This is a genomic window from Pontibacterium sp. (assembly GCF_964228735.1).
Classification (GTDB): Bacteria; Pseudomonadota; Gammaproteobacteria; order Pseudomonadales; family Balneatricaceae; genus Pontibacterium.
Genome location: NZ_CAXRBQ010000115.1, coordinates 1 through 9,361, shown reverse-complemented (window position 1 = coordinate 9,361; position 9,361 = coordinate 1). Strand labels below are relative to the sequence as shown.

General features: G+C 53.3%; 9 protein-coding genes. 2 read left to right on the top strand and 7 right to left on the bottom strand.

Features of this window, described 5'->3' with window-relative positions; translation table 11 throughout:
• Positions 1–567: 567 nt before the first annotated feature.
• On the bottom strand, positions 568–1,995 hold the full coding sequence (gene pyk, locus ACEQ15_RS13205) for a pyruvate kinase (protein ID WP_370279657.1): 1,428 nt from the start codon (positions 1,993–1,995) through the stop codon (positions 568–570).
• A 343-nt stretch (positions 1,996–2,338) separates the two neighbouring features.
• Here pyk and ACEQ15_RS13200 point away from each other — a divergent pair, with 343 nt between their 5' ends.
• Positions 2,339–2,776 carry a heme-binding protein gene (locus ACEQ15_RS13200; RefSeq protein WP_370279656.1) on the top strand — a complete coding sequence of 146 codons (438 nt, stop codon included), beginning with the start codon at positions 2,339–2,341 and terminating at the stop codon, positions 2,774–2,776.
• 119 nt (positions 2,777–2,895) lie between these two features.
• On the opposite strand, the gene ACEQ15_RS13195 is transcribed toward ACEQ15_RS13200, so the two are convergent.
• From ACEQ15_RS13195 to puuE, 6 genes are all read right to left on the bottom strand, one after another.
• Positions 2,896–3,516, bottom strand: coding sequence for a TetR/AcrR family transcriptional regulator (locus tag ACEQ15_RS13195; protein ID WP_370279655.1), 621 nt, complete (start codon positions 3,514–3,516; stop codon positions 2,896–2,898).
• 390 nt (positions 3,517–3,906) lie between these two features.
• Positions 3,907–5,091 carry a urate hydroxylase PuuD gene (locus ACEQ15_RS13190; RefSeq protein WP_370279654.1) on the bottom strand — a complete coding sequence of 395 codons (1,185 nt, stop codon included), beginning with the start codon at positions 5,089–5,091 and terminating at the stop codon, positions 3,907–3,909.
• 79 nt (positions 5,092–5,170) lie between these two features.
• Positions 5,171–5,680 carry an ureidoglycolate lyase gene (locus ACEQ15_RS13185; RefSeq protein ID WP_370279653.1) on the bottom strand — a complete coding sequence of 170 codons (510 nt, stop codon included), beginning with the start codon at positions 5,678–5,680 and terminating at the stop codon, positions 5,171–5,173.
• A gap of 7 nt (positions 5,681–5,687) precedes the next feature.
• Positions 5,688–6,680, bottom strand: coding sequence for an allantoicase (gene alc, locus ACEQ15_RS13180; protein WP_370279652.1), 993 nt, complete (start codon positions 6,678–6,680; stop codon positions 5,688–5,690).
• Positions 6,681–6,707: 27 nt separating this feature from the next.
• The gene (gene uraD, locus ACEQ15_RS13175; protein WP_370279651.1) at positions 6,708–7,229 is read right to left on the bottom strand and encodes a 2-oxo-4-hydroxy-4-carboxy-5-ureidoimidazoline decarboxylase; all 522 of its coding nucleotides are present in this window, start codon (positions 7,227–7,229) and stop codon (positions 6,708–6,710) included.
• Positions 7,226–8,149, bottom strand: a complete 924-nt coding sequence (puuE, locus tag ACEQ15_RS13170; protein ID WP_370279650.1) for an allantoinase PuuE — start codon at positions 8,147–8,149, stop codon at positions 7,226–7,228. The genes uraD and puuE overlap by 4 nt, the downstream gene beginning before the upstream one ends.
• A 329-nt stretch (positions 8,150–8,478) precedes the next feature.
• Between puuE and uraH the strand changes: the two genes are divergently transcribed.
• On the top strand, positions 8,479–8,829 hold the full coding sequence (gene uraH, locus ACEQ15_RS13165; RefSeq protein ID WP_370279649.1) for a hydroxyisourate hydrolase: 351 nt from the start codon (positions 8,479–8,481) through the stop codon (positions 8,827–8,829).
• The last annotated feature ends 532 nt before the right edge of the window (positions 8,830–9,361 follow it).

Here is a 9,361-nt window from a genome sequence, read left to right as displayed (position 1 = left end):
GTTCTGGCAGGATGGCGTTAATCGGCAGATCAGACATGAATCGGGATAAATTCCAGGGTGAAAAGGCAGACCCACTATTGTGCCACTACAGCTACTGGGCGTTAAGGAAGATGCGAACAAGTCCTGTAGGCACTCTGGCTTTCGGGACGGTTCACAATCAAGGAAGCGCTTTGCAGGAATGTTGAAACCTTGCAAAAAGTGCTGACACCGAGTGTGGATCTTCCCGAAAGCCCCTTAGGGCAAGACCTTAAGCCTGCATCTGCGGTGTTGCAGCTTTTGTTAAGGACTAAGGCCATTAACTGCAATCTGCGCCTTGCATCTACAGGCTTAAGGGTTTGCAGAGCACTAACAGGACTTATTTGCACCGTCCCCTGTGCGTTGGGTTGGTGTTGCCTGCTATCTCTTCATCGTCTGTCGTCTCCTTAACTATCCGTTATCCGTTTTTGTGCAGAGTTAAAAAAAGGCTTCAAGACGGTGCTTGAAGCCTAAAGGGACCTCAGGGAGAGGTGATTCTTCGCAGAGGGCTCAGAGCCGTAGAGCCATATTCTGGAAGATAGGACGAGTCGGTCACTGTACGGTCTCGATTCGCAGTACGTTGGTGCTGCCAGGTTCACCAAACGGGATACCCGCGGTGATCACCACCATGTCGCCAGCGGCGGCCATGCCTTGGCGCTTAGCTTCCTCCAGCGCGGTAGGTGTAATCTCAATCGGTTTGGCAAACTCAGGGCTAACCACCGTGTTTACACCCCATACCAGTGTCAGTTTGCGTGCGGTACAGAGGTTTGGTGTCAGGTTCAGAATTGGTGCTTTCGGACGTTCGCGTGCGGCACGCATACCGGTTTCACCGGAGTTGGTGAAGTTGATCAGTACTGCTACATCCAGAATCTTGCTTACCCGACGGATTGCGCAGCTGATCGCATCCTCAACGGTGGCGTTAGGCTGCGGGCGGTTTACATCCAGATGCGCCTGGTAGCTTGGATCCGCTTCGATGTTGCGGATGATCTTGCTCATCATGGTTACCGACTCAACCGGGTAGGCGCCGGACGCGGTTTCCGCTGAGAGCATTACTGCATCTGCACCTTCATATACGGCGTTGGCTACGTCGGTTACCTCGGCGCGGGTTGGGGCAGGGGTGAAGCGCATGGATTCCAGCATCTGCGTAGCAACCACTACCGGGCGGCCACGTTGGCGACAGGTTTTGATGATCCGTTTCTGGATGGCCGGAATGGTCTCTGCTGGGAGCTCTACACCCAGATCACCACGGGCCACCATGATGGCGTCGCTCAGTTCTACAATCTCTTCCAGATGCTCAACGGCGGATGGCTTTTCGATTTTGGCCATCAGGCAGGCTTTACCCTGGATCAGCTCGCGCGCTTCACGGATGTCTTCCGGACGCTGTACAAAGGAGAGCGCTACCCAATCCACACCCAGTTCCAGACCAAAGGCCAGATCGCGGCGGTCTTTTTCTGTAAGCGGGCTCAGGTCCAACACCGCTTCCGGTACGTTTACCCCTTTGCGCTCGGAGAGTTCTCCGCCCACCACTACCTGTGTCTGGATCTGATCGCCGTTGGTTGCGGTTACCCGCAGGCGGATCTTGCCGTCATCCAGAAGCAGATCCATCCCTTCTTCCAATGCATGAACGATCTCAGGGTGGGGCAGGTTTACACGGCTGTGGTCGCCTGGTGTGTTATCCAGGTCAAGCTGGAACGCCTGACCATCTTTCAGGGTGATCGGGCCATTGGCAAAAGTGCCGATGCGCAGTTTAGGACCCTGCAAGTCCATCAATACACCGATCGATGTATCCAGTTCCTGTTCGATATTACGAATCCAGTTCAGGCGTTCGGCATGGTCCTGATGCTCACCGTGGCTGAAGTTCAGGCGGAACAGGTTGGCGCCGTTTACGACCAGATCACGCACGTCCTTTTCAGACTGAATAGCCGGGCCGAGGGTTGCCAGGATTTTTACTTTCTTGTCGTGTGCTGTGTATCTGTTCATAAGGCTTGTCCGCTTATCTGAAGTGGTGAAGCAACCGTTAACGTTGGTTGCCTTGTGTGTAGTACTGCATTGCGTGGTTCAAGTCTGATGCCTCCGCGGGTTTTGCATTGTGGAAACTTTAGATCTCAAATTGTGTACAATTTATGTGTTTTGATTGTAGTCATAAGTTGACTAAAGGGTCAAGAAATATGTATTTTGGATTTAAAGGTAGAGCCTGATGCCCGTGAAGTAAGCATTCTGTCGTTGTTGGATAGATCGCTTATGTGTTGTCGGTTAGGTGATTTTGTATACGAAAGGCTCTGCGAAAACCGAATCAATCATAAAAATTATCGGAGTAACGAAGATGGGTAGACTGGATCTTGATCGATCTATGCAGATCACCAATGAAGCGTTTCAGAAAAGTGTCGAACTGAACTCAGCGCCGCTGAGCGTGGCGATTCTGGATGCGGGTGGAAAGCTGATCTCACTGCAGCGTCAGGACGGCGCCAGCATGATGCGTCCTGAGATTGCGATTGCAAAAGCCTGGGGTGCGGTGGCGTTGGGTAAATCATCCCGCTCTATCGGCGAAGATGCGCAGCAGCGTCCGTCCTTTGTATCGGCTTTGAATACCCTGGCGCAGGGTAACCTGATTCCCGTCCCGGGTGGTGTGCTGGTGCGTAATGCGGAAGGTGACGTACTAGGTGCGGTAGGTATCAGCGGCGATACGTCTGATATCGATGAGCAGTGTGCGATTCACGGCATTGAAGCGGCTGGTTTGCAGGTAGATCCGATTCCAGCGTAAGCAGTTTTAAGCAGATTTTAGCAATTTAAGTAATAACGGTTCCTCGTCAGCGACTACCGACGATACCTCCGGTAGTCGCTTACCCTTTGGGGCATTCACCCCGGGCGTAGTCATATTGATTACGCCGTCTCTTTTTCCTCGATTCCACATCCACTCAATACCAGTTTCACAATCAGGTCAGCGGCCTGATCGTAATCCTCCTGGTCCAACTTTTCCTTACCGGTGATCTGCGAGATCTGCCAGTCAAAGTCCGCGTAGGTCTGGGTGGACGCCCAGATGGTAAACAGCAGGTGCTGTGGCGGTACAGGAGCCATCAGGTCCTGATTAATCCAGCTCTGAATACGTTCACACATCTGTGTGGTCTGGTCCTGCATCTGCGCAGCAATGTCTTCCGGCAGGTGTGGGGCACCGTGCATGATCTCGCTGGCGAATACCTTGGAGGCGTGCGGATGGGTTTGGGAGATACGGATCTTGGCGCGGATGTACTCTTCAAGCGCCGTTGCCGGATCGTCGTTCTCGTAGAACGGTTCTGACGCCTGCAGCAGCGGTTCGGTAATACTCTCCAGTACGCTGCGATACAGGTTCTGCTTGGTCTTGAAGTAGTAGTAGACGTTAGCCTTCGGTAAGCCGGCGCTGTTGGCGATATCGATGGTTTTGGTCGCCGCAAAGCCTTTCTCGGCAAAGAACTTACTGGCTACCTCAATGATCAGCTCGCGGTTACGCTCCCTTATTTTGGCCATATAGACGTCTCACTCCTGGGAAGAATTTCAGTTGTAGCAATGGTAGCACCGCTGATTGAGGCGCCTCAATACGGTGCAGGTTGTCATGCCTCTTAAAACGCAAAAAGCCGGACAGCTTTCACTGTCCGGAAAAGCACTTGCAATCATCGACATAAGTGCGGGCATGGAAACCTTCTTGGAAGGGCGCTAGTGCACCTTCCTTAACAGGTTGTTGAAAATTGTTTACGAGGCAGTTAGTACAAGGCAGAAATCGACGAAAAAGCGGAGTTTATGTGTAATAAATGAGCATTTTGAGTCGATTTTTAACGCAGTAATAACAACGCAGGTAGATTTTCAACTGCCTGTTAAAGCCCTGCGCGCTTTTCGGGATGCTTGCAGGGCTTTGTCTTTCTATTTCTCAGCTTTAGTCTGGCTGATCCATACACCCAGCAGATCACGTTCTTCCTGGGTCATCTGGGTCATGTTACCCAGTGGCATGGTTTGGCTTGCCACAGTCTGCAGGTAGATCTGCGGTGCCAGGGTTTTGATCTGGCTAGCGTTATCCAGCATCACGCCACCCGGAGCACTGGTAAACATAGTGCTGGTTGGGTTGGCAGAGTGACAGCTGGTGCAACGCTCGGTGATGATCTCCTGTACCTGCTGAATAGTAACTTCCTGCTGTGCTGCAGCTTCAGCTGAAGGCTTGGTTGGCGACGTGATGAACGCCAGGCAGACCATGCCTACTGCAGCAGCCGGAATTGTCCAGGCAAACTTCTGAGATGAGTGACGGGTGTTGAAGTAGTGACGTACCAGTACACTCAATACCGCCAGACCTGCCAGTACCGCCCAGTTAAACTCGTTACCGTACGTGCTTGGGAAGTGGTTGCTGATCATGATGAACAGCACCGGCAGCGTAAAGTAGTTGTTGTGACGGGAACGCAGCAGACCTTTAGCTGGCAGAGCTGGATCTGGTTCTTTACCCGCTTCAATCGCAGATACCAGTGCACGCTGTGCCGGCATGATTACGCGGAATACGTTACCCACCATGATGGTACCGATCAGCGCACCGACGTGGATGAACGCACCACGGCCACTGAATACCTGAGACAGACCCCATGCTGCAGCAATGATCAGCACGAAGATTACCGCACCCAGCAGGGCAGGCTGTTTGCCCAGTGGAGAGTCACACAGCAGGTCATAGACAAACCAGCCAACAACCAGCGTACCGATACCGATAGCAATCGCAGTTGTAGGGCTCAGGCCGGAACCTGGAGCGATCAGGAACAGTTCAGCGTTCAGGTAGTACACCACGCCCAACAGCAGGATACCGGTTATCCAGGTGAAGTACGCTTCCCACTTAAACCAGTGCAACTGATCAGGCATCTTAGGTGGTGCCAGTTTGTACTTCTCCAGGTGATAGATACCACCACCGTGGATCGCCCATAGATCGCCGGACAAACCTTCACGTGGATTGCTGCGGTCCAGGTGGTTTTCCAACCAGACGAAGTAGAAAGATGCGCCGATCCAGGCAACACCGGTGATCATGTGTACCCAGCGGATCGCCAGGTTGAGCCATTCAGTGATATGGGGATCCATAGTCTTCTCCTCACAATACTCTGACTATAAATAGAGATTAAAAGTCAGCGTTTTTATTTTTATAGGTTTCGTATTCGATTCAGGCGTTGGACGCTGGATCTAGCACGATATGTGATTCATCTGCGAAGAAATACTCATCGCAGTTGTTACCTTCTCCCTCACGGTCGATCACCAGGAAGTCATCCTCTTCCGCGCAGCACAGCACCGGGTGGTGCCATACGCCTGCGTGGTAGTTGATGCCCTGGGTACCGTCCGTGATGAATGCCTTCAGCTGGCCCGGGTAAGGGATTTCGCCCGCAGGAGCGACCAATATCAGGAAGGGGTGACCCTTCAGCGGGATAAAGGCCTGGCTACCCAGCGGGTGGCGTTCCATCATTTTCACGGTCAGCGGCATCGTCAGCGCCTGTGCGCGGAAGATGCTGATGATCGCGTTATCCTCCGGTTTGCCCAGCTGCACGGCGCCCAGCTTGTGGTAGCGCCGCGTCGAACCGTTGTTGATCATGAAGTAATCCCGATCACGGGTTTCAATCACATCACCAAACGGGGCAAAGGCCTCAGCCGTTAACGGTTGTGGGTGGATAATCTGCATAACCGCCTCAGTCAGTTACCTTGCCGAACAGGCGCAGACGGCTGATACCACCATCCGGGAAGATGTTCAGACGTACGTGGGTGATTGGGCCAATGTCGTTGATCTGCTCAGCGAACTCGTGCTCCTGGTGCATCTCCAGCTTCTGGGATGGCAGCAGCTCTTTCCAGAACAGGCTCTGAGTTTCGATCTGGTCATCGGTACCACCTTTAACGTACGCCGCCTGGATAGAGCAGCTGTCCGGGTAGTTACCTTTGAAGTGCAGGGTATCAACCACGATGCGGCTGATTTCACCTGGGTGGCCCAGCGCGACGATTACCCAGTCGTTACCTGGTGTACGGCGGCGTGCAGTTTCCCAACCGTCACCCATGTTGATACCGCGGCCTGGGTTCAGGATGTTGCTCATGGTACCGAAGTGTTCGTCGCTGCAAGCCAGTGCGCGGGCGCCGTTCAGGGATGCAGCCAGATCGATCTCTTCGGATGGATCAGTTGCAGACCAGTTGATGTATGGCAGGCCGTGTACACGCAGACGGGCTACACCACCGTCCGGGAAGATGTTAAAGCGCAGGTGAGTCCATGGGCGATCGTCGTTGATCGCGTGCAGGTGTTCGCTGTCACCCTGCAGGGCCACTGCTGGCAGCACTTCGGTCCACTCTGCGTTGTCATCCGGATCACCGTTTGGAGAGAAGCAGGCTTCCAGGGATGCAGACGGTGGGAAGTTACCGGTGAAATGCTTGGTGTCGATGTTCACACCTTTGATCACACCTGGTACACCCAGGCGCACAACTGCGGAGTCGTAACCTTCGTGGCGCTTACGGCGGGATTCCCAGCCGTCCATCCACTTACCGTTGTCGTCGAATACACCCTCTTTCCATACTGCTTCAGTTGGCTGCAGCATGCGGTTGGCGTCGGCGAACCAGTCGTCGGTTACAAAGATCACTTCACTACCCAGACGGGCATCCGCCAGGTTGATGTATTTCTGAAAAGTTGCTGAATTTGTCATGGTTTATCTTTCTTCTTCGTAATTGGTTTACATGTCGTTCAGGCGGAACAGTGCGATCTTGTTGATCTGCTCAAGAGCGGTTTTGAACTCCTGCTCCGGACTGTTGTGAATACGGGTCTCGAATGCCGCCAGGATCTGGTGTCGGTTGCTGCCTTTCACCGCCATGATGAACGGGAACTGGAACTTTTCTTTGTAGGCGTTGTTCAGTTCGGTGAAGCGTGCGAACTCTTCTGCGGTGCATTCGTGGATACCGGCACCGGACTGCTCGGAGGTGGAGGCTTCGGTCAATTCACCCGCAACCGCTGCTTTACCCGCCAAGTCAGGGTGGGCATTGATCAGGTCCAGCTGCGCCTGCTGGTCGCTGTTGTTCAGTACACCCGCCATCTGCTCGTGCAGCACGCTGATCTGGTTGTGCAGTTCGCTGATGCCCAGGTCGAACGCCTTTTCTGCCACCCAGGAGGAATGCTCATAAATGTCAGCAAAAGTGCTCACAAAGGTGTCGCGATCCATCTCGCTTGGGGTGCAGTGCTGGAAACTTCCGTTACTCATTTGGCGCTCTCCGGGTTGAATGGGTGGTTTTCATGCCAGTGTTTGGCGATATCGATGCGGCGTGTGAACCAGACCTTGTCGTGGCTCTGCGCGTACTGGATAAAACGTTCCAGAGCTGCGATACGCGCCGGACGACCGATCAGGCGACAGTGCAGGCCGATCGACAGCATCTTCGGTGCTTCTTCACCTTCTGCGTACAGGGTGTCGAAAGCGTCTTTCAGGTACTGGTAGAACTGCTCGCCGCTGTTAAAACCCTGCACGGTCGCAAAACGCATGTCGTTGGTGTCCAGGGTGTAAGGGATAACGAGGTGACCTTTACCGTTGTTGTCGACCCAGTAGGGTAGGTCATCGTCATAGGCATCGGAGTCGTAGAGGAAACCGCCTTCCTGCATCACCAGGTCACGGGTGTTCGGGCTGTTACGACCGGTGTACCAACCCAGTGGGCGCTGGCCGGTAACCTGGGTGATGATCTCGATCGCCTTGTTCAGGTGCTCACGCTCTTCCTCAACATCCATGTACTGGTAATCGATCCAGCGGTACGCGTGGCTGCAGATCTCGTGGCCAGCCTCAACCATCGCTTTAGCAACTTCCGGGTGACGCTCGACTGCCATGGCAACGGCAAACACAGTCAGTGGGATGTCGTACTTATCGAACAGCTTCAGCAGACGCCACACGCCGGAACGGCTGCCGTACTCGTAGATGGACTCCATGCTCATGTTGCGGACGCCGGCAAGAGGTTGTGCGCTTGGCATCTCTGACAGGAACGCTTCCGATTCTGCATCACCGTGCAGAACGCAACGCTCACCACCTTCTTCGTAGTTGAGTACGAAGGAGATTGCGACACGCGCATCACCCGGCCACTGAGGATGGGGAGGGTTGGCACCGTATCCGATTAGGTCTCGTGGGTAATCTCTGCTCACGGTTCAACTCCTTACGTTACAGATAACTCTTCATTACGTTTTAGAACACAAAACGTGTGTAAACAATTGGTATGTATTGATTGTATACAATGATAAATCGGTTTGGCAAAGAAAAAGTTGTCTTCCGGGTCAAAAAAATGATTATATAGACCTATCTTCTGATCTTTAAGGGGCTCCAGGCGTCAGAAAGGTCCACTAAAAGTGGATTTTGGGCGGGATTTGGTGCTATCTGTATACAATGCATGCCGTAATGGCGGCGTTGGTACACGCACGACTGGGGTTCGACATTCACTATCTATTGGAGGGTGCTGTAAGCACTGCAACGATTTATGGGTTATCTGACTACACACGTGCTGGACTCAGCATTTGGCTGCCCGGGCAGCGACATTCAAGTAAAGCTGTACCGCATCGGTGCCAAGCGCGAGCTGATCGCAACTGTGACCACCAACAGCGATGGCCGCTGTGACCAGCCGGTGCTGGAAGGTGAGGCGTTTGCTAAAGGCGTGTACGAGCTGGAGTTTGGCGCGGGTGCTTATTACCGTAGGCAAGGTATGGAGCTGCCTGAACCGGCATTCCTGGATGAGGTGGTGATTCGCTTTGGTATTGCGAATGAGGATGAGCACTATCACGTGCCGTTGCTGATTTCGCCTTACAGCTACTCGACTTATCGTGGTAGCTGATTAGCGCTATACGATTTATTCCGAGAAAGCCGCCTTTTATGGGCGGCTTTTTTGTGGCATTGGTCTCGCCCCTTGAGGGCGAGATAAGGGGAGTATCTGAACTCCCCTTATCGATCCCCGTCAGCCCCGCTACTTGCCGGGCAAAGCCCGGTTCCCTGTGCGTTTCAAAATAAAACGAAGCAAATAAACTCGGCCTGCGGCCTCAGACAGAATTTGCTTTTCATCGTTTTATTTCTGCAATGCTCGGCGGCGTAGAGGGGAGTGGGATTCGTGCCAGCCGATGGTGTGGGAGCTTGAAAGAGTCGTTGTAGGGTAGCCTCGTCGTCATCGAAGGTGATCAGGCTACCGGCAGCCTAAAGGCTGCCCTTGTATCGCTCCACGATGGGTGGTGAGCTACCGTCCATCGTCAGAAGTCGGTGAGTTTGTGGCTGCCCTTAGTCCCTAAGGCTGTTCTGTAGATTAAACCCCGACTTCCCCTTATCTCAGAACTGAATGGTATCAAAGCGCTCTGAATTTCAGATGATGCTGCATT

What these genes read in the sequence shown, in the direction of transcription:
- ACEQ15_RS13200 (WP_370279656.1), top strand. Translation starts at nt 2,339, where the DNA reads ATGGGTAGACTGGATCTTGATCGATCTATGCAGATCACCAATGAAGCG.
- ACEQ15_RS13185 (WP_370279653.1), bottom strand. Translation starts at nt 5,680, where the DNA reads ATGCAGATTATCCACCCACAACCGTTAACGGCTGAGGCCTTTGCCCCG.
- ACEQ15_RS13190 (WP_370279654.1), bottom strand. Translation starts at nt 5,091, where the DNA reads ATGGATCCCCATATCACTGAATGGCTCAACCTGGCGATCCGCTGGGTA.
- ACEQ15_RS13195 (WP_370279655.1), bottom strand. Translation starts at nt 3,516, where the DNA reads ATGGCCAAAATAAGGGAGCGTAACCGCGAGCTGATCATTGAGGTAGCC.
- uraH (WP_370279649.1), top strand. Translation starts at nt 8,479, where the DNA reads ATGGGTTATCTGACTACACACGTGCTGGACTCAGCATTTGGCTGCCCG.
- pyk (WP_370279657.1), bottom strand. Translation starts at nt 1,995, where the DNA reads ATGAACAGATACACAGCACACGACAAGAAAGTAAAAATCCTGGCAACC.
- alc (WP_370279652.1), bottom strand. Translation starts at nt 6,680, where the DNA reads ATGACAAATTCAGCAACTTTTCAGAAATACATCAACCTGGCGGATGCC.
- uraD (WP_370279651.1), bottom strand. Translation starts at nt 7,229, where the DNA reads ATGAGTAACGGAAGTTTCCAGCACTGCACCCCAAGCGAGATGGATCGC.